The organism is Cellvibrio fibrivorans (assembly GCF_031457055.1).
In the GTDB taxonomy this organism is placed as follows: domain Bacteria; phylum Pseudomonadota; class Gammaproteobacteria; order Pseudomonadales; family Cellvibrionaceae; genus Cellvibrio; species Cellvibrio fibrivorans.
Genome location: NZ_JAVDVX010000001.1, coordinates 287389 through 308223, shown reverse-complemented (window position 1 = coordinate 308223; position 20835 = coordinate 287389). Strand labels below are relative to the sequence as shown.

17 protein-coding genes are annotated in these 20835 nt (G+C 50.8%); 6 read left to right on the top strand and 11 right to left on the bottom strand.

Annotation, left to right across the window (positions count from 1 at the left end; translation table 11 throughout):
- The first annotated feature begins 3 nt into the window (after nt 1-3).
- The 4 genes from J2X05_RS01390 to J2X05_RS01375 are packed head-to-tail and all read left to right on the top strand — an operon-like array spanning nt 4 to nt 3012.
- Nucleotides 4-531: a MotA/TolQ/ExbB proton channel family protein gene (locus J2X05_RS01390; protein ID WP_310067693.1), complete on the top strand. Its 528-nt coding sequence runs from the start codon at nt 4-6 to the stop codon at nt 529-531.
- Nucleotides 532-586: 55 nt separating this feature from the next.
- Nucleotides 587-991 (top strand): ExbD/TolR family protein, encoded by a 405-nt coding sequence (locus J2X05_RS01385; protein ID WP_310067691.1) that lies wholly within the window; start codon nt 587-589, stop codon nt 989-991.
- Nucleotides 992-997: 6 nt separating this feature from the next.
- Entirely contained in the window at nt 998-1624 is a 627-nt protein-coding gene (locus tag J2X05_RS01380) for an energy transducer TonB (RefSeq protein WP_310067688.1), read from the top strand.
- An 11-nt stretch (nt 1625-1635) separates the two neighbouring features.
- Complete coding sequence (locus J2X05_RS01375; RefSeq protein ID WP_310067685.1) at nt 1636-3012, top strand: tetratricopeptide repeat protein; 1377 nt, start codon at nt 1636-1638, stop codon at nt 3010-3012.
- A 138-nt stretch (nt 3013-3150) separates the two neighbouring features.
- On the opposite strand, the gene ilvD is transcribed toward J2X05_RS01375, so the two are convergent.
- The 5 genes from ilvD to J2X05_RS01350 all read right to left on the bottom strand — a co-directional run bounded on the left by ilvD (nt 3151) and on the right by J2X05_RS01350 (nt 9830).
- Nucleotides 3151-4995 carry a dihydroxy-acid dehydratase gene (gene ilvD, locus J2X05_RS01370; RefSeq protein WP_310067682.1) on the bottom strand — a complete coding sequence of 615 codons (1845 nt, stop codon included), beginning with the start codon at nt 4993-4995 and terminating at the stop codon, nt 3151-3153.
- Nucleotides 4996-5162: 167 nt separating this feature from the next.
- A complete protein-coding gene (argA, locus tag J2X05_RS01365; RefSeq protein WP_310067679.1) occupies nt 5163-6479 on the bottom strand; it encodes an amino-acid N-acetyltransferase in 1317 nt (438 codons plus the stop codon).
- Between the two features lie 67 nt (nt 6480-6546).
- On the bottom strand, nt 6547-7701 hold the full coding sequence (argE, locus tag J2X05_RS01360) for an acetylornithine deacetylase (RefSeq protein WP_310067677.1): 1155 nt from the start codon (nt 7699-7701) through the stop codon (nt 6547-6549).
- A gap of 151 nt (nt 7702-7852) precedes the next feature.
- Entirely contained in the window at nt 7853-9127 is a 1275-nt protein-coding gene (locus J2X05_RS01355) for an inorganic phosphate transporter (RefSeq protein WP_310067675.1), read from the bottom strand.
- A 25-nt stretch (nt 9128-9152) separates the two neighbouring features.
- Complete coding sequence (locus J2X05_RS01350) at nt 9153-9830, bottom strand: TIGR00153 family protein (RefSeq protein ID WP_310067673.1); 678 nt, start codon at nt 9828-9830, stop codon at nt 9153-9155.
- Between the two features lie 267 nt (nt 9831-10097).
- Between J2X05_RS01350 and tfpB the strand changes: the two genes are divergently transcribed.
- Nucleotides 10098-11867: a type IV pilus assembly ATPase TfpB gene (gene tfpB, locus J2X05_RS01345; RefSeq protein ID WP_310069419.1), complete on the top strand. Its 1770-nt coding sequence runs from the start codon at nt 10098-10100 to the stop codon at nt 11865-11867.
- Nucleotides 11868-11943: 76 nt separating this feature from the next.
- Here tfpB and J2X05_RS01340 read toward each other — a convergent pair whose 3' ends face one another.
- Entirely contained in the window at nt 11944-12726 is a 783-nt protein-coding gene (locus J2X05_RS01340; RefSeq protein ID WP_310067670.1) for a sulfite exporter TauE/SafE family protein, read from the bottom strand.
- A 140-nt stretch (nt 12727-12866) separates the two neighbouring features.
- Nucleotides 12867-13742, bottom strand: coding sequence for a transporter substrate-binding domain-containing protein (locus J2X05_RS01335; protein WP_310067668.1), 876 nt, complete (start codon nt 13740-13742; stop codon nt 12867-12869).
- A 139-nt stretch (nt 13743-13881) separates the two neighbouring features.
- Between J2X05_RS01335 and J2X05_RS01330 the strand changes: the two genes are divergently transcribed.
- Nucleotides 13882-15840 carry a TonB-dependent receptor plug domain-containing protein gene (locus J2X05_RS01330; RefSeq protein ID WP_310067665.1) on the top strand — a complete coding sequence of 653 codons (1959 nt, stop codon included), beginning with the start codon at nt 13882-13884 and terminating at the stop codon, nt 15838-15840.
- A 12-nt stretch (nt 15841-15852) separates the two neighbouring features.
- On the opposite strand, the gene J2X05_RS01325 is transcribed toward J2X05_RS01330, so the two are convergent.
- The 4 genes from J2X05_RS01325 to J2X05_RS01310 all read right to left on the bottom strand — a co-directional run bounded on the left by J2X05_RS01325 (nt 15853) and on the right by J2X05_RS01310 (nt 20829).
- Nucleotides 15853-16485, bottom strand: a complete 633-nt coding sequence (locus J2X05_RS01325; protein WP_310067662.1) for a hypothetical protein — start codon at nt 16483-16485, stop codon at nt 15853-15855.
- A 129-nt stretch (nt 16486-16614) separates the two neighbouring features.
- Nucleotides 16615-17955: an ammonium transporter gene (locus J2X05_RS01320; protein WP_310067660.1), complete on the bottom strand. Its 1341-nt coding sequence runs from the start codon at nt 17953-17955 to the stop codon at nt 16615-16617.
- A 358-nt stretch (nt 17956-18313) separates the two neighbouring features.
- Nucleotides 18314-19078 carry a polysaccharide lyase family 20 protein gene (locus J2X05_RS01315; protein WP_310067658.1) on the bottom strand — a complete coding sequence of 255 codons (765 nt, stop codon included), beginning with the start codon at nt 19076-19078 and terminating at the stop codon, nt 18314-18316.
- 131 nt (nt 19079-19209) lie between these two features.
- Nucleotides 19210-20829, bottom strand: a complete 1620-nt coding sequence (locus J2X05_RS01310; RefSeq protein ID WP_310067656.1) for a hypothetical protein — start codon at nt 20827-20829, stop codon at nt 19210-19212.
- Between the last annotated feature and the right edge of the window lie 6 nt (nt 20830-20835).

The window sequence follows — 20835 nt, the reverse complement described above, 5'->3', positions numbered from 1 at the left end:
ACCATGCAGGCTTTGACGGACGCTATAGGAACCCTTGAAGCCTTTTTGGACCAAGGCGGCATATTGATGTATGCAATCGCTGCCTTAACCCTTTGGATGTGGGTGCTCATATTTGAGCGCCTCGTCTATTTCAAAGGTAGTCTGAAAGGCGATATACAGCAGTCGCTCGCTCAATGGGAGTCTCGTAAAGAGCGCAAGTCTTGGAATGCTCATCAGATTCGTGCGGCACTTATTTCTCGCATGGATGACAAGATTAGCTCTAATTTGGACATGATTACTGCATTGGTAGCGTTATGTCCTCTCATGGGGTTGCTTGGAACCGTAACGGGAATGATTGAAGTGTTTGGTGTACTTGCCAACACTGGTGGTGGTGATGCTAAGTCTATGGCCGGTGGTGTATCAAAAGCCACTATTCCTACAATGGCTGGTATGGTCGCCGCAATTTCTGGTGTATTTGCAAGCACTTACTTGACTCGCATAGCAGATAATGAAAAAGCCTTATTTGCTGACCATCTGACAATGGATCACTAGTAATAGTGATCCATTGCAGTACGACTAATTTCAACCTGTATGAAAGAGATGTCTCATGAGCAGGAAAAACCCAAGGCCAGAAGAAGAAGCTCAGGCAATTGACTTGACGCCCATGTTGGACGTTGTGTTTATCATGCTGATTTTCTTTATTGTTACGGCCACTTTTATCAAAGAGACTGGTAAAGAGGTTTCAAGACCTGACGCTAATACAGCTGAAGACAAACCTAATGCCAGTATTTTGATTGCAATTGGTCCTGATAATGAAATCTGGATGGACAAAAAAGAAATTGATCCACGTAATGTGCGTCAGGCAATTGAGCGTATGCGTGCGGACAACCCTAAGGGATCAGTGTCTATTCAAGCAGATAAAGAGTCAGACCTTAAGTTTGTAGTGGATGTTGCTAATGCTGCGCGTAAAGCTGGCGTTACCGATATAAGTGTATCTACTGAGAAGAACTAAGCAGCTATGAACCCTATAAAAGTCGCCATAGCAGGAATACTCGGTGTTGTTGTCACACTTGGCCTCCTGTATTTAATGAATAGTCTAGTAAATACGGAATTTGCGCAGCCTGATGCTTCTAAGTCTGTGAAAATTCCTGATATTCGGATGAGCAACACTAAAATTGAAACCAGGTTAGATGACGCGAAACCTGAAAAGCCCCAAGAACCTGAGACTCCTCCAGACTTGCCGGAACCCGAGTTTGATGCACCTGATGTTTCTGGTGAGGCTTTAAATATGACGGCTCCTGTCGCTAAAGCTGGGATAGATGTTGGCTCTGGTTCCTTGGCATTTAGTGAAGGTGAATATCTCCCTATCGTTAAGGTTCCACCTGAATATCCAAGCACAGCACTGTCCCGTGGTATCGAAGGGTTTTGTACAGTTGTTTATACCGTGACTGAAACTGGTACTACGCGCGACCCTCAACCTATTGAAGATCAATGCATCACCAAAGACGGTAAACCAACGTCTGTATTTAACCGAGCATCTGTTAAAGCTGCGCTCAAATTTAAGTACAAGCCTAAGGTTGTTGATGGTAAGCCAGTTGAAGTTCCTGGGGTGAAGAACCGCTTCACCTATGAGATGCAGAAATAAGGGGTAATGAAATGAGACAAGTACTTCCTGCCGTTTCAATTGCTCTGAGCCGCACTTTGTTGGCTGGTGTTATTGCTGTATCCCCATTGTTGGTGAGCAAAGCAGTTGATGCAGTGGCTCCTGGCGCTGTAGAGATTTCTAGCGCAATGGCTCAGGTGAAAGCAAAGAACAAGTATGCCAAAGACCAGCAGCGTAAATTTCCAAACGTAAGCGAGTCTTTTGGTAAGAAAATCACTGAAGCAGCTAACTATTTGCAGCCGCAAGATGAATCTGTAAAGCCCGATCCTAAAAAGGCAATGCAGCTTCTTAGCGAAATGGCAGCTAATTCGGCCAAGGCTAATGCGTATGAGCTAGTGTTGTTGCATCAGTACACTGGCTATGCTCATTTGGGTAGCGAGAATTACGCTAAAGCAATTGAAAGCTTTAACAAAATGCTTGCCCAGACACCCAATATGCCGCTTGCTACTGAAGCATCAACAATCCGTATTGTTGGCCAACTGTATTCTCAAATGGATAATCCCAAAAAGGCACTGGAAACTTTGCTGAAATGGACTGAATACACTGACACCATTAAACCTGAAGATTCTTACATGTTTTCAACGCTGTATTATCAGCTTGAAGACAACAATAATGCGCTTCTCAATGTTAATGAAGCAGTAAAAAATCAGGAGGTGGCAGGTAAAGTTCCCGCTGAATCTTGGTATGTGCTTCAACGTGGTCTGTATTTTGATAAAGAGGACTACAAGAACGGTTTGGTGGTTTTGGAAAAGCTTATTAAGCATTATCCAAAGGCGCAATACTGGAAGCAATTGTCGCAGGTGTATTACGTTGTTGATCGACCAAAAGATTCACTGCATGCACTTGAAACTTGCTACCTTATGGGCGGCTTGACTACTGAGAGAGATGTTATTCGTTTGGCGAGCATGTACTTGGAAGAAGAAGTTCCTTACAAAGCCTCTAAGGTTTTGAAAAAGGCGATCTACACAGACAAGCTTGTTGAGCCAACGGCGAAAAATCTCAAATTGTTAGCTGACTCTTTGCGTTTAGCTCAAGATGCGAAAGAATCTTTGGTTGAATACGAAAAAGCAGCTGAAAAGTCTACAGATGGCGATTTGATTATTGGTCTTGCACAAGCTTATCTTGCAACCGATAAATACAAAGAGGCATCAAAGTGGGGGCGTCAAGCGCTCAAAGCTGGAAAGCTAAAGCGTGTTGATTATGCCAACCTGACAGTTGCTCAAGCTGAATTTGAGTTGAAAAACTTTGATGAAGCAATCAAGTTCTTCAAAGAAGCGGGTAAAGACGCTCGCAGTTCTAAAGTGGCAGCCCAATGGGTTACTTTCTCCGAAAAAGAGAAGGCCAGATTGGAAGCTCTTGCACAGAATTGATAGCAATATTCTATCCAATAAAAAAGCCAGCATTCGCTGGCTTTTTTATTGGAATTAATTTTTTTTAGGAGAGTTGTTTCAGCTCATTCAAGAATAGTGCTACGTGCGCGATGGCTTTTGTAGCACTATTCTTTCTAATTAATCTAACTTGCTCAAATCCCTTACTGCACCTTTATCCGCACTGGTCGCTAACATTGCGTAGGCTTTTAATGAAGCGCTGACTTTGCGTGGGCGAACTTCGGAGGGTTTCCAGGCTAAAGCCCCTTTCGCATTTTCTGCAGCGCGGCGCGCATCAAGCTCAGCATCCGTCAACGCTACGTTGATGGTGCGGTTGGGGATGTCGATATGGATGATATCGCCCGTCTGCACCAAGCCAATCGCACCACCGGAGGCTGCTTCAGGTGATACGTGGCCGATAGATAGGCCAGAGGTTCCGCCGGAGAAGCGGCCATCGGTCAAGAGTGCGCAGGCTTTGCCCAAACCTTTGGATTTCAGATAGCTGGTTGGGTAAAGCATTTCCTGCATGCCCGGACCACCTTTAGGGCCTTCGTAGCGAATTACTACTACATCACCTTCTTTTACTTTGCCGTCGAGAATATCGGCGACGGCCTTGTCCTGACTTTCCACCACATAGGCTTTGCCTTCAAATACCCAGCAGCTTTCATCCACGCCCGAGGTTTTAACTACACAGCCGTCAACGGCAATGTTGCCTTTGAGTACTGCCAAACCACCTTCTTTGCTGTACGCATTTTTCACGGAGCGAATACAGCCTTCGGCGCGGTCGCCATCCAGTGTGGGCCAACGGGTGGATTGGCTAAAAGCCACTTGTGTGGGGATACCTGCAGGGCCTGCTTTGTAGAAAGTCGCTACAGCTTCAGATGAAGTAGAAATGATGTCCCATTTATCCAGAGCTTCTTGAATGGTTTTACTATGCACAGTGGGCAACTGGTTATGCAGTAGGCCACCGCGATTCAGTTCTGCCAAAATACTCATTACACCGCCCGCGCGGTGCACGTCTTCCATATGGTACTTGGGTGTATTTGGGGCGACTTTACAGAGCTGCGGTACTTTGCGGCTCATGCGGTCTACGTCAAACATGGTGAAGGGCACATCACCCTCCTGCGCTGCTGCCAGCAAATGCAGAATGGTATTGGTGGAGCCGCCCATAGCAATATCCAGGGCCATTGCATTTTCAAAGGCATCAAAGCTGGCAATGGAACGTGGCAGCACGCTAGTGTCATCTTCTTCGTAGTATCGTTTGGTGATTTCAACGATGCGACGACCCGCTTCCAGAAACAGCTGCTCACGATCAGAGTGGGTCGCCAGCAAAGAACCGTTACCAGGTAGGGATAAGCCCAATGCTTCGGTCAAGCAGTTCATCGAGTTTGCGGTAAACATGCCCGAGCAGGAGCCGCATGTTGGGCAGGCGGAGCGCTCATATTCATTCACTTTCGCATCGCTGGCATTGTCATCAACTGCAATCACCATCGCATCAACCAGATCGAGCTTGTGCTCGGACAATTTGGTTTTGCCCGCCTCCATAGGGCCGCCGGAGACAAAAATTACCGGGATATTCAGGCGCATTGCCGCCATCAGCATCCCGGGAGTGATTTTGTCGCAGTTGGAGATACACACAATTGCATCGGCGCAGTGGGCATTGACCATGTATTCCACTGAGTCGGCGATAATATCGCGCGATGGCAAGCTGTAGAGCATGCCGTCATGGCCCATGGCGATGCCGTCATCCACGGCGATGGTATTGAATTCTTTAGCAACACCACCTGCTTTTTCAATCTCGCGCGCTACCAATTGACCGAGGTCTTTCAAATGCACATGGCCTGGCACGAATTGGGTAAAGGAGTTGGCGATGGCGATAATCGGCTTATCAAAATCGCCGTCTTTCATCCCGGTTGCGCGCCACAATGCGCGGGCACCAGCCATGTTGCGGCCAGCAGTGGTGGTTTTGGAGCGATAGATGGGCATAAGGCATAACCTCGTAAAGCGCGTTGCGAGTTGCTAACAGCGGTGAATTTGGATGTGGTAATGGGCGAAATCATACCAGAAAGCAGGCTTTACGGCAGCTTGGGGTTTGGGCGGCGATAGAAGGGAAAGGCCGCTTCCGATGGTGTCGGCAGCGGCCTCCAACTTAATCATTCCAGCGATTTAATAAAAATCTTGGAGTTGCGCTGGTAGTTGTAAAGCTCTTGCTTGGCGATGGGCAAATCTTCAATTTTGCCTTGCACAAAACCCTGCTCGATAAACCAGTGCGCTGTTTGGGTGGTAAGCAAAAATAATTGTTTGATATGTTGTTTGCGCGCCTGGTTCTCCATCTGCTGCAAGAGTGCAGCCGCACGTCCGCCGTTTCGATAATCCGGATGGGTTGCCACACAGGACAACTCTGCCATATCACCATAAGGGTAGAGTGCGGCACAGGCGATAATGGAGCCGTCTTTATCCATTACATGGAATTTATTGATTTCCGTTTCCAATATTTCACGCGAGCGACGCACTAAAATTCCCTGCTCTTCGAGCGGGCGAATTAATTCCACAATACCGGCGACATCATCGATGCTCGCCGTACGCAATTGCTCGTATTGGCCTGAATAAATCATGGTGCCCAAGCCGTCGCGGGTAAATAATTCAGTGAGCAATGCACCGTCGGTTTCGTAGCTGATTAATTGCGCGCGCTGCACACCTTGCAGACAACTTAAATAGCAGGCGCTCACGGCTTGCTGCAAGTCAAAGCTGATGTTGTTGCCAAACTCGGTGAGATAATTTTTGCATTCCGGCAGAGATAACTGGCGAATTAAATTGCCTTCACTATCGCTCAATCCATTACCTGCAACAAAGGCCAATAATTTGTCAGCCTTGATTGCACCGGCAACATGCGTGGCGACATCGCTAAAGGTCAAATTAAAAATTTCGCCAGTAGGTGAATAGGCGAGTGGCGAGAGCAAGACTACTGCGCCAGAGTCCAGCGCTGCGTTGAGCGAGCGGGTGTTGACCTTGCGAACTTTGCCGGTGTGTTGCAAATCCACGCCATCAATCACGCCGTAGGGCATGGCTACTACAAAGTTGCCGCTGATCACTTGCATATCGGCATCGTGCATAGGCGAGTTAGGTAAACTGGTAGAGAGCGCAGCTTCCACGATCGTACGTGCCTCGCCAATCGCCTGAATCACCAAACGCAAACTTTCGCTGTCGGTAATGCGCAAGTGATTGTGGAAGTGACTGAAGGTGTCTGCGACTTGCAGACGATCATCAATTTGCGGCCGCGCGCCGTGTACTAAGACCAAACGAACATCGAGGCTGCAGAGCAGGGCAATATCGTGCACGATATTGTGAAAATTGGCGTGAGTGATAGCTTCACCCGGCAGCATCACAACGAACGTTTTATCGCTGTGTCTATTGATGTAGGGGGTCGAATGGCGAAACCACTTGACGTAATCTTGAGTGTTTGCGGGCACGATGTTTCTCTAATTAAAAAGTTCTTGTTAAAGGTCTTTTAAAAATAATTGTCGGTGTGAAAAAAATCTATAAACAATATTTCTCAATCAATCCGCGCACAATCTTTACCGCCGGTTCAATCTGATTGAGTGGAATAAATTCATCTGGCTGATGCGCTTGGTTAATTGATCCAGGTCCCATCACCACGGTTTGCATGCCGAGCTGTTGCATGAAGGGCGCCTCAGTGGCGAACGCGACACTCTCAGAGCGATTGCCGGTAAGTTGCTCACATAATTTTACCAATTCGCTCTGTTCATCTTCACCGAAGGGGTCAACACCTTCGAAGAGTGATGATAAAACAATATCGGTGCCGCTGCGTTCGGCGATGGGTGTGAGGCGTTGCTGGATAGCCGCGCGCATTTCATCGTTATCCATCCCGGGCAGCAAACGTAAATCAAAATGCAATTCACAGGCGCCACAGATGCGATTGGCACCGTCGCCACCGTGGATGCAGCCTAAATTAAGCGTGGGGGTCTGTACCGCAAATCCGGCATTGCGGTATTTCAATTGCAACTCAGTGCGCAGGCTGATGAGTTCATTCATGACTTGATTCATCGCTTCCAGCGCATTTTTGCCCAGCGCAGGATTAGACGAGTGGCCACTTTGGCCGCGCACACGCACGGCTTCCATCATAATGCCTTTGTGCATACGAATCGGCACTAAGCCTGTGGGTTCACCAATCACTGCATAGCGCGGTGTTGCGCCGGGAATTCCTGTTTTTGCCAGGGCGCGGGCACCGCTCATGCTGCTCTCTTCGTCGGCGGTGGCGAGTACGATGAGCGGGTGTTTAAACGTTTGATCGATATAGGGTTTCACGGCTTCGATAATGACCGGAAAAAAACCTTTCATATCGGTGGCGCCCAAGCCGTAGAGCTTGCCGTCTTTTTCTGTGAGTATGAATGGGTCAGATTGCCAGCGATCGGCGTCGTACGGAACGGTATCGCTGTGGCCAGCCAGTACCAGTCCGCCATCGCCGCTACCGAGGGTGGCAACCAAATTGGCTTTACTGGACTGCGCCAGTGGCATTACCTGGGTGTTAAAACCCAAATCGGCAAAACAGTTGGCGAGATAGTCGATCACCTTTTGGTTGCTCATATCCCATTCGGGCACAGCGCAGCTGACCGATGGCAGTGCCACCAGCTGTTGCAGGTGATCTTGGTAACGCTTGAAATCAACACTCATGGTTCGACTCAATAAAGGCTTGGGCTCATCGAAATACTAACGGGCTGTTATCGGCGATTGCACGGGAAATTGCAAGCGCAGAGCAATAAATCCCCCTGCAAAAAAAGCCCGGGTAGTTTCCTGCCCGGGCTGTTTGCTTTAGTCCTGGCAGTCAGCTAAACAGTGCTTGGAGAACGTAGAAGAAAAGAATCGACAGTCCAGCACCAGCGGGTAGGGTGATGACCCAGGAGGCAAAAATACCGCCGATCACGCTGATATTGAGTGCGCCTATACCGCGCGCCAGACCCACGCCCAACACCGCGCCGACTAGCGTATGGGTAGTGGAGATGGGCAGCCCCGCACCTGAAGCGATCACCACAGTGGCTGCGGCAGACATCTCGGCAGCAAAACCGCGGCTGGGAGTAAGTTCAGTAATTTTTTTGCCGATGGTCAGCATCACTTTGTAGCCGTAGGTTGCCAAGCCGATCACAATACCGAAAGCCCCCAATAACAGGACCCAGGATTCAACCGGTGCTTTGGCTTCAACCGCACCTGATTTGATTACGCTGATCACTGCTGCCACCGGGCCGACGGCGTTAGCGACATCGTTGGAGCCGTGGGCGAAGGCCATAGAGCAGGCGGTGAAAATCATGAGCACGCCGAAGACCCGCTCTACACTGGCGAAGCGGCTGTTTTTGTCCGCGGCCGCATCTTGTTTGATGCGGCTGAGCAAATAGATACCAATTGCCGCTACCAGCGCACCTATCCCAGCAGCAATCACCACCGCCTCTAAAAAGCTGAATTCGATTTGGCGTTCCCGCAAAACGTATTTCAGCCCCTTGAGGATAGTCACCATCGAGAGGAAAAAGCCGACCGCAAACATGTAATAGGGAATGTAATGTTTGGCATTGGCGAAGGGGTCTTCAGTATTCAGTATCAGGAACTGTACTGAGCGGAAAATCCAGAAGGACAGGACGCCTGCCATCACCGGGGTGATCACCCAACTGCCCACTATGCCCCATACCGCGCTCCATTGGACGGCATCGACCGAGATGCCCACCGCCGCAAAGCCAATAATGGCGCCCACAATGGAGTGGGTAGTGGAGACCGGCCAGCCCAGCATACTGGCAATCAGCAGCCAGCTACCGGCGGCCAGCAGTGAAGCGAGCATGCCGTAGACAAACAAGTCCGGGTTTTTGGCCATCACCTCCATTTCGACTAGGCCGCTGCGGATGGTTTCGGTCACTTCGCCACCGGCGAGATAAGCGCCGGCAAATTCAAACACCATGGCGATGCAGATTGCCTGTTTCATCGTGAGTGCGCGTGCGCCTACTGATGTGCCCATCGCATTGGACACATCATTAGCGCCTATACCCCAAGCCATAAATAGCCCGAATACACAGGCCAAAATAAACAGCAGCTGGCTGTATTCGGCAAATAAATTCATGGTGGATTTCCCTGATTAAGACGCCTTAGCGCGCCAGCAGCAACTGCAGGCGGCCGCCCACATCATGGGCGCGGTTAGCGATGTCACCCACCCAGTCGATGATGTTGTAGAGGAACATCACATCGACCGGCGGCAGCTGCGCCTCCAGTGCAAAGAGCGATGTGCGCACGCCAATTTCGAGGTGGTCGGTCTTCTCTTCCAGGTCGTCCAACTCTTTAATCATGTTCTCCACCACTGCCAGTTCGCGCCCGCTAAAACCGCTTTCGAGCAATTCATCCAGCTCGTTGATGGCGATCAACGCCTGTTCGGCTGCCGCGACGCTGGCGCGCACAAACTCATTCACCTGCTCCTTCATGCTCGTCGGGATAGTCATGCGGCGGCCCATGATGATGCCCGCAATGTCTTTGGCGCGGTTAGGGATGCGATCCTGCATGGTCAGGAGTTCGAGCAAATCGGTACGCGGTACCGGCAAGAACAGGCTTTTGGGGAGATGCAGGCGCAGTTGCTTTTTGATCTCGTCGGCCTGATGTTCGAATTGCACCACGCGTTGTTGGATCTCGCTGGCGCGCGGCCAATCGTCGCTGGTTACCGCCTCGAAAAAGCGGGTCAACTCGGCAGCCGCTTGCACCGCCAGCGCCATATGTTCCTGCATAGGCTTGATGGGCGAGCGGCCGAACAGGTTTGACAGGTTTGCAAAAGGCATCAATTACCCCCTCCGGTAAAAAGTGCGTGCAGTATAGAAAGATCGCCCTTCAGGGTCACGCGGCTTTGTTACATTTTTATGACAGAATCGTGACCGTTTTTTTTGAGTGTGAACCAGGTGCAGGCGCGCTGGCAGTGGCTGTTCAATTCCGCAACTAGAGCCTAGCTGCCGCAGGGCGAAATACCAGCTTGCGCGCTACTGGGCAGACGCTTGGCGTGCGAGGCGTTACAATCCCCTGAACTCAAATCAATAAACAGGAACAATAAGATGGCGCAGGTGTTGGATCGGGTATTGGATTTGCGTGGATTGATTCAGGATCTGGTCGCCGACGGGCGCATGAAGCAGGTCGATGCCAATATGCTGCTTGGTGCCTCGCGCACCCGAGAGCAGGCCATCATGCATCCGCTCGCTTATATCGCCACCCAAAATCTGGACGATGTTCAGCGTCCTGGCAAGAGCCTTGATGGCGATACCCTCACCGAATGGCTCGCTACTAAGGCGCGCCTGCCGCTATTCCACATCGATGCGATGAAAATCGATGTCGCCAAATGCACCGAGGTGATGAGTTACGCTTTCGCCAAACGTCACGGCATCCTCTGCGTCAAAGTCGAGTCAGATCATGTCGTTATCGCCTGTACCCAGCCATTTATGGCGGGCTGGGAGCCGCAAGTGGAGCATGTGGCGCGCCGGGCGGTGAAACGGGTGGTCGCTAACCCGGCCGATATCGAGCGCTTTATGGTGGAGTTTTACACCCTCGCGCGCTCTGTCTCCGGCGCCAGTGGGGCGACGGCGGCCTCAGCGATCACCAATTTTGAGCAGCTGGTCGAGCTTGGCAAAGCCAGCGATCCAGATGCGAATGACCAGCATATCGTCAAGATCGTGGACTGGTTGCTGCAATACGCCTATGACCAACGTGCATCGGATATTCATATAGAGCCGCGTCGGGAGGTGGGACGTATCCGCTTCCGCATTGACGGTGTCCTGCATTACGTCTACGAACTACCTGCCAATGTGTCCACCGCCGTAACCAGCCGCTTCAAGGTGTTGGCGCGCATGGATATCGCCGAAAAACGCAAGCCGCAGGATGGCCGAATCAAAACCCGGCGCAGCGATGGCAGTGAAATCGAACTGCGTATGTCCACTTTGCCAACTGCTTTTGGCGAAAAACTGGTGATGCGGATTTTCGATCCGGAAGTGCTGCTGCGCAGTTTTGCCGATTTGGGCTTGGTGGGTGACGACTATGCACGCTGGTACTCCATGCTCACCCGCCCCAACGGGATTTTGCTGGTCACCGGCCCGACCGGGTCCGGCAAGACGACCACGCTCTACTCATCGCTACGGCAGGTCGCCACCGATGAAGTGAACGTCAGCACGATTGAAGACCCCATCGAAATGGTAGAGGAGCGCTTCAATCAGACGCAGGTGCACCACAAGATTGGGCTGGATTTCGCCGCCGGTATCCGCAGCCTGATGCGGCAAGACCCGGATATCATCATGGTGGGCGAGATCCGCGACCTGGAAACCGCGCAGATGGCAGTGCAAGCCGCGCTCACCGGTCACCTGGTGCTATCGACCGTGCACACCAATGACGCGCCATCAACTGTCGCGCGGATGCTGGATTTAGGCATTCCCTCTTATTTGATCAACGCCACCTTACTGGGTGTGATGGCACAGCGGTTGGTGCGCACCCTCTGCCCGCACTGCAAGGAAGAGGGGCAAATCACTCATGAGCATTGGCAGGAATTGGTCGCGCCCTGGAAAGTGAACGTACCCGCCAAAGTCTATCGCCCGGTAGGTTGTCTTGAATGCCGCAATACCGGCTATTTAGGGCGCCAGGGGCTGTACGAAATTTTGATGCTGTCGGAAAACCTCAAAGAAAAAATCGTCCCCGACTGCAACTTGCAGGACTTGCGCCGTTTGGCGATGAAAGAGGGCATGCGCACACTGCGTTTGTCCGGTGCACAGAAAGTGGCTGCAGGCTTAACGACGATGGAAGAGGTATTACGGGTTGCGCCGCCACCGGAGAAGGCGGGTTAAACCGCCGCTAATCTATCAAAGAGAAATGGCGACCCAAGAGTCGCCATTTTTGTTTCTGCCAGTAAGATCGACTTGATCAAAACAACAACTTGATCCCTACAAACGCCAACATTATCGCCAGCGCCGGGCGTAGGTAGTGGTCGGCAACGCGGTTGGCCAGATGGCTGCCCAGATAAATTCCCGGTAGTGAGCCAATCAGCAAGTTAGCGAGTAATCCCCAGTCCACATTGCCTAAACCGGCGTGCCCCATACCGGCGACTAACGTCAGCGGTACGGCGTGTGCGATTTCAGTGCCGACCAGACGCACCGTGGGCAGCAGCGGGTAGAGCATAAACAGGGCGACTGTGCCGAGTGCGCCCGCACCGATAGAAGTGATGGTGACTACCGCGCCGAGCACGGTGCCAGTGGCGACAGTGGCGAACATCTGCTCGCGGCGGCTCATGCGGGTAATCCATGCGTCATTTTTGCGGCTGTAATCAAAAATTTTGCGCTTGAACAGAATCGCCACCGCCGTGAGGATCAGCGCATAACCCAGCGTAGTGCGGATAATGCTGTTGAGAGTTTCGGTGTCCATGCTGAGGCTGTGCAGTGCCCACAGGGTTAAACCCGCAGCGGGCAAGCTACCCAGTGCCAATTCACCGGTAATTTTCCAATCGATATTCTTCTTTTTGTGATGGACGTGAATGCCACCGGCTTTGGTGATAGCCGCATAAAGCAAGTCTGTACCCACTGCATTGGCCGGGCTGACACCAAAATAGAGCAGGATGGGCGTCATCAGCGAACCGCCGCCCACACCGGTCATACCCACAATAAAACCTACTATCAGTCCAGCTACTACGTAGCCAAGTTGAAAATCCATAAAATTCCGCCGCCAGGCTGATCAATTTTGAACAGCTTGCTCCGCTAAAGTGTTGATAATTAAACAGGTCGCGCAGGCTAACAGCCAGATGGCGTGATGGCTAATGCTTATTAGTTTGGTGCTTATAACTGGAAGTGTTGTTATTTAAGGAGCATGGGGTCAATAAAATACTGTTCGTAATCTTTGGGTAAATCCTTGATTAACGGATTGTCCAGATAAAAAATTTTGCGCATGGGCAACTGCGTAAACCGGACGCTTTGCAAATTGTGTTTGCTCCAAAGCGCTAGCAATGAACCGTCCGCATAAGCGATTTTTAATCCTTCTTCTACCCGCTGTTTAAGTGCGATATTTTTTTTGCTGAGATAAAAAAAGCGCGGCATGCGATAGACCAGCGCAAAACTTTCATCGTAAGTGAGGTTGCTGATGTGTTTGTACTGCTCATATTCCATCATCAGCTCATTTGCGCCGCGGCAGAGTAAATCATAGCGGCCACCTGCGACCATCCTGAACAGGCTGGTGTAGTTGCTCACCTCGATAACCGTAAAACCGTTGTGGCGCAGTATGTCGATGTCGGCCCAGTCAGCCCCTTGGCCCACAGTGTGGGGTAGTAAATCGGCCAGCTTTTTTGCCTGTTTGATCTTGTCTTTGACGAGCGGATTCACGAAGCAAACCCGGTAGCCAATAATGCCCAGCTCAATCGGGAAGTTGATGTAGGTTAATTCGCCCGAGTCTTCCAATTGTTTGTCGTAACTGATTTCCAACAGCATATTGGGATAAGTATTATTGCGCAGGCTGTGCAGCACGCGCGCGTAGCTGGCAGCGGGGGTGGCTTGTAGTTGGTAATCACCGTGAGTGGTGCGCGTTTTATCCAGGGCAAGGCGCAGCACCTCAATATCGTACACATAGCGGAAATTGCCGAAGTCCAGCGGTGATCTGTGCCAAACCACCAGCTCGGCCATGGCCTGTCCTGCCATGAATAGAATCAACAAAAAACTGATGCGAATGCGGTAGCTCATGATGCAGTCGCTTTTGTGTGAGGGGTTTAGTTAAGCCTAGCAGCGAATGCCATGTCAGTTAGTAAAAAGCGCAATCCACTCATTCGTCGGCTAGGCTTTAATCAGTAAATTAACCATTCATCCTGTTGGTAACCCCTGTATGCGTTTTTCCTGTCGCGATTGGCGAGGCTTGGTGTTATTGATTTTTACATTGTGTGGCTTGCCTGCTGCACGTGTTGACGCGGCGAACAGCACAGATTTATTTGAATTGTCACTCAGCGAGTTGATGGATTTAAAGGTGGACACTGCCAGTACGCGCAGCAGTTCCTGGCGCTCCCAGCCGGGCATTATTACCTTATTTGATTCATCCGATATGCGCGCGATGGGTGCCCGCACCTTACGCGATGTATTGCTCCACATTCCTGGTGTCAGCTTGGGGATGGATACGCAAAATACCGTCAACCTCGTTGCGCGCGGCAATTGGGCATTCGAGGGCAAGATCCAATATTTGATTAACGACTTGCCGGTGAATGATCTTATCTACGGCACCTTCCCGCTGCCGCCCAATTTTCCAGTCGCGCAATTGGATCGCATTGAAGTATTGCGCGGGCCAGGTAGCGTTAAGTACGGCAACAGTGCGCAGTTGGCAGTCATTCGAATTTATACCCGCGCCGAGCAAGAAACTCAAATAACCGTCAGCACTCAAGAATCCGCCAATGTCCTCAGTGTGAATGGCGGTAGCCGTTTTGATGGTGGTGAATTCAGCGTGTCGGCTAGCCTCCAGGATGGAAATTGGGGCAAAGGCAAGTGGATTGATTCCCAAGGCACACACGCGGATATTGCTACCAGCGATACGCGTGGCGGCAACCTTGCTGCCAATCTCGATTGGTCGGGTACACAAGTGCGTTTATTTCATCTGCAATATGGTATGGACAATATCCAACAGTACGGTGTGTACGCTCCTACGGCAAAAATTGATTTTCGCGAAACCAATTTTTTTATCGCGCACGATTTTGAATTGAATAAACAATGGAAATTAACGCCGCGTTTTGGTTATCGCGATGAAGCCAATTGGCGCTCATCCTCGCAAGCGCCAGATTTTGTCTACGATTACGATGTGCGTGCCCGCGCCTGGGATGCACAGCTCGATTCGATTTACCAATATGTGGAAGACGCGAGTATCAGTTTGGGGGTGTACCACCAAACGGAAATAGCGCGTGCAATTAGTGTGGATATGCCACCGCAAGAATATTTTCCGCCCGACGGCGAATTGCAGCAACAAACGCGTGCGATTTATGCAAATTGGGATTTGCGTATGAGTGATTATGATCTTTCACTGGGTGCGCGCGCTTCCCATCACGATTATTCCGGCAGTGCATTTACACCTCGCATTGGAGTGACGCGCGCAGAAAAAAACTGGCATATGAAAATGCTCTACGGCACCGCCTTTCGCGAACCGGATTTACAAACCAGCAATCCGATTTTTCATCCAGCGACGGAAACGTTGAAAGCAGAACAAAGTCGGGTAAGTGAAATAGAATATGGCCATACCCTTGGCCAAAAAAGTTATCTGACTCTCTCGCTGTTTGATCAAAAAATTAAAGATGCCATTATTTATTCGTACGAGCCGGGTTACACCAATAATCCGCCAATTAAAACTCGGGGTATCGATCTGCAATATTGGTTTACCGGTGATGTTGTTAGTCTGCGCGCTAACGCGAGTTATGCAAAAGCCAATGACGATGATTTATTGCCTTACGATGTGCCCAATCACTCAGGGCAAAATATGGGGGCGGCTAACCAAGTCGCCAATCTCTGGCTGGGGTGGAAAACACCGCTAGAAAATCTCGGAGTGAACGTGGATTTACGTTATGTCGGCAGCCGCTACGCACAGCAATATTCAGCTGCAGTAGATTCGATTCAAGTACAACAGCTCGCCGCGGAAAAAACCCTTAACCTGAGTTTGACCTACAGTTTTCCAACAGTGCTCTGGACGCTGGGTGTTAGCAATCTCACTGACGCTAATGTGCTTATTCCCCAGCCCTATAATGATGTGAGTACGCCTTTTCCTGCGGGTGGCCGCGAATACTGGTTACGCGCAGAAATCATATTTCAGTAAATACATTTTCAGTTACAACAAACTTTGGACATTGGTTGTTAGATGTTGTTTTTGCACATTGCTCACCGTGCTTTGCAAAATTTGATCAGCTTTAATCGGCCCCAAGTATTCGCACAGTGCTACATACGCAAGGTTGATTACCTGCTGCATAGTATTGATATTAGGCGTAGTGCCGGTGAGTGGCGCCATCTGGTTTAACCAACCGTGAAAGGCCCAGCGCTCATGTGTGGGCAATGAAATTTTGGTGAGGTTTTCCAACACGTAGAGACGGATGCGCGTCGAGGCATCACCTCCGGGTGTGTCAATAAGTTGCTCCACCAGTGCCATAAACATCAGCAGTATCGGCGAGCTAGACGTTTTCGCTGTATGAACAGTGTTGTGTTTGATGGGCGGATGTTCGACGGTGCGATGGTGACGGTCATCTTGCATCGATGAAAACGTGCTGACCAACGCTTGTAACATGCGTGAGCGCATATGGGCTATTTCAAGATCGTTACAGAGTTCACGTAAAAAATGTTGCAGGGCAAACGTAGGCTGGTGGGCGTATTTTTCGTCCCACAGGATTAATGCGTTGGCGAGTGTTTTACCGTTAATAAACGGCATAAGCGCTTCTTCAACGGCTTTACGTTTTTGGCTTGGATTCACTGATAGCCTCGTTCTTGTCGCTCTGTGATAGTGGTGATCGGCTGGGTTCATGATGGTTGATTTTGGATGGCCGTATAAATTGAGCCTATTTCCATCGCCGATTTTTAAATCAGTATTCTTATTAAACAATTATCGTTGTGAATGTAATGCGTCTGCGTTGAGCGCGCGCGTATCCTGAAATTCCGGGTAACCGAGTTCAGCGTGTTCGGTAAAATCCAGGCCGCGCTGTTCATGCAGCGTACTGGCACGTATGCCGATGATTTTGTCGATCAGGAAGTAACAGGGTAGTGCGACACCAAAGCCCCAGGCAAAGGCAACCAGCACGCCTAAACCTTGAATGCTGAAACGTTCGAGACTGAATAAATCCCCCGCAAAAAAAATCCCCGCTGCGAGTGTGCCCCAGGCGCCACAAAAACCGTGCACGCTCACTGCATCCACCACGTCATCAATTTTAAAACTGGCGATAAATTTAGGGGCGATGTAAGTAATAATTCCGGCAATAAAACCCGTGAGTAATGCAAACTGCGGGTCCATAGTGGCGCAACCGGCGGTGATACCTACTAAGCCGCCGAGGCTGCCGTTTACTGTGCCGGTTAATAGCACTGGCTGTTTACATAATTTGGCGGTGAGCATATAGCCCAGTGCACCCGTGCAAGCCGCGAGATGGGTGTTGAGTGCAATTTTACCGATGTCGATATTCGCCGCGAGTGTTGACCCTGCATTAAAACCAAACCAACCAAACCACAAAATAAATCCACCCAGTGCCACCATACTTAAATTGTGTCCGGGAATTGCGCGCGATTCGCCAGCCGCGGAAAATCGTCCGAGACGCGGCCCGAGCACAATAATTCCGGCCAGAGCAACCCAGCCGCCAATCGAATGCACAACGGTCGAGCCGGCAAAATCGATAAAGCCCATCTCTTTCAACCAGCCGTTGCCACCGTGGGCGCTGCCCCATACCCAGCTGCCAAATACGGGATAAATCAATCCGGCAATAATGCAGGCACCGATTAAATAAGCATGAAAATGAATTCGCTCTGCCATAGCGCCGCTCGCGATAGTGGTGGCGGTAGCAGCAAACATCATTTGGAAAAAGATAAATGTCCAATCCCATCCAGCGAGATCACTGGGGAAAAAATGGCTCTCACCAAACCAACCGGAGTTATTCACGCCGAACATTAATCCGTAACCTAGCGCCCAAAAAATCACACTGCACACACAAACATCCATGTAATTTTTCATAATCACATTGACGGAATTTTTTGCGCGCGCCATGCCGCTCTCCACCAAAGCAAAACCCGCTTGCATTAGAAAAACCAGCACACCGGTAATGACTACCCAGCTGCTATTCAGCGCAGTGGTCACTTCCATAATATTGGGTTCCGCTGCAATACAGTTTGCCCCCAATAAGATTGCACATACACCAATCGCAATAGACCAAAGCCGCGTAGCCGAAAAAATGAATCGCATAGCCAGTACCCGCAATGAGAATAAGTATGGTTTTGCAACTCATGTGCCATCGCGGGGAGGTATGTCGTGGTAGCGGAATTCGCGCGTTTTAGCCTGATATAAACAACGTGGTTGCACTTATGTTGTGCGCAGGCGAATTTGTGAAACGAAAAAGTGCACGAAAAAGTGATTTTGGGGGTGTCACTTGATCGTGTCCTATTATTTGGTTTTAAGCGTGCGTGATGCTGATAAGCAAAGTGATTGTGTGTTAGCAACCACTAAAAGATTGCTATACCAATCGTATGCAGATTGGGTGGGCAGCCCAAACAGAGTGCAACCTTAAAAAATTGCACTCTATTGGATGGCAAATACCTAGTGATTAGTTAGTGGTTGGATTGCAGGTTTTGCCGACCAAATGTTTATCCCGCTCCAACAACTCAGTAAGGTTGTCGGTTTCCATCGCACCATCAACTAAAATGTCTTCAACCGTTTTTTCTTGCGTACGCAAAATACCAATTTGGGTAAACATCAATGAGTCTTTCGCCGGTAAATTTTTAAACTGGTTTTTGCCCATATGCTGGCCGTTGACCCAGACTTCTGCTGAGCCGCGCTTGGGATCGGTTGACCAGCGGATATGTAGCGCAATGCGATGCCATTGCCCCGGTGCAGCGCCTTCCGGTAATTTCCAAAGCACCTCTTTTGCTGCAGTTTCCTGAAAACTTAACTCGCTGCCCGCGATATTAAAACGCAGCATCTGTTGCCAGCTTTTATCCGATTCCCAATAACCCAATTCGTGCTTGTGCTCACTGAGTTTTTTCGGCAGATAAAAACTGAACGCAAAAAAAGTCTCTTTACCTTCATGGGTATTGCCCACTGCACGGCGATGATGGAATTCGCTGCGATTCAAAAATTTATTGCCTTTCCACAAAAAAGAATCTTCACCGGTCAAGCGCACTTTGCCTGCATATTTGCCGTCGAAAACACATTCGCTGGTAACGGATAATCCCGCTGGATTAATAGGTGTATCCCACTGGGAAATATCACCGGTTTCAAAATCGCCCTGCCAGAGGATACTGGCGTTGGATGAATTGGAAAGACCGAATAGTGCAATTGCAGTGCAAATACATGAGAGTGATTTTTTCATGAGGCAGATCCTTGGAATTATTGTTGTTCGCTAATGCGGTAGTCAGGGATTTTATGCGGGCGGATAAAATAAAACGCCGATACTGGCGGGCAGTATCGGCGTTTTGTTATCTGCTGTCGATTGGTTGGTAATTACACTGGCTGCGAAATTACCCCGTTGCAAATTGGGGTAAAGGCGGTGAGTTTATCGAGCGTAGCGGCGTTGCCGAGGCTGTTGCCGGGGAAAACGCTGCCGAACTGGTTTTGCGCGCCGTGCAAAGCCATGTAATTGAGCACGACGGTTTCCACCAATGAGTTGACGTTGTTAGCGGCAACGACACCTGAGCCGGTTTCCACATCGCCGCTGGCGCGCATATGGCCGATTTGCTGGTGCAGGCGCTGCGCATCGCTGATGGTGTTCGGATCGCTGCTGGTACCGCCCATCAACACGGCGCGGCGCGCTGGGTTGTAGACGAGGAAGAAGGCGGCGCCGGTTTGCTGGTCGTCACCGGTCCAGACGCCTTTGCCTCCGCCCGCCATGGAATCATCGATCATGCCGTTGCTGAAGACCGAGCCGTCGCTAAATACATAAATCATCACCGGCATGCCTTTGCGTGCGGCGTATTCGATACAAGCGCCTATGCAGCGGCCTGCGCGCAGATCGCGCATTTCGCCGGTGGAACGGTCGCCGGTATGGTAGTCGTAACCGCCCATGGTGATGGTGCCCGCGCCCGCGTAACCGTTGATTACCAGCTTGGCGACTGAGGCGGTTTTGCGGAATTCGCCATCGCCATCAAATTCGTTCTGGGTGAACACTCCTGCTGCACCGACCAGATCGGCATCTGCAACTGGATCAATTGCGGACGGGTAGCCGAAGCGGTCGGCGAGGTCGGCGCTTTTCACGTAGCCGCAGCGCACCATGTCTTTAATCACTGCATCGTTGGTGGTGCCGGTGCTGACCTTGCCGAGTTTTTTATCGCTGATACGGTAGATGGATTCCATCACCGCAACGGTATCTTGCTGGTCGAGCAAACTGACCAGGTCGCCCACATCGACCAAACCGGTCACATCGTTCGGGTTATCCACTTTGGTGGGGCGAACTTCGGGATTGATCATCATTGCTGGAGCCATGGAGTTGCCGCCGGAATCGCTGGCGCGTGAACCAATCAAGGCCAGCAGCGAGCCATTGGCGCCTGCGCGGTTAATACCGTACATGGGGTTGTGGGGGTTGTTGCCGGTATCATTCTCCGAGCGTGCTGGAATGACGGCGCCATTGGTTAGCGCCCGGTTGCCTACGGCGACTTTCTCCAGAATACCGCGCAGCATAGCGCTGGTTGAATGAAAGGAGAGGCCAAGCTCATTGTTGATCAGCGGATTGGCGGCGGTGGAGGCGGCTGGGCTCATGGCCAGTGGTAGGCCCTGTTTGCTGTAGCCGCCCGCGCTGAGAAAATCCAGTTGGCCGCCGCGCTGGCCGATCAATACATTGGAGCCGGCGATATTGGCGCCACCCGCGAGATCAAAACAGATAAACGGAATCTTGCCAGCTCCCTGCGCTGCAATACCGCAGGCGCTACGCATAGCAATCAGGTCAGCGGAGAGCGCCGCCTCTGCTTCCCGGGGGTTCGCAAACAAGCTGAAAATCGAGCCGCCCAATACCGTTGCCGTGCCGGCGCGGAAGCCTTGTGATACCAGCTCGCGCCGGGTGACCGGGCGGCTGTGGTTGTTGAGCAGGAGCGGTGCGTCCGGGTGCAGGGTAGTTTTTTTGCTGGTCATGGTGTC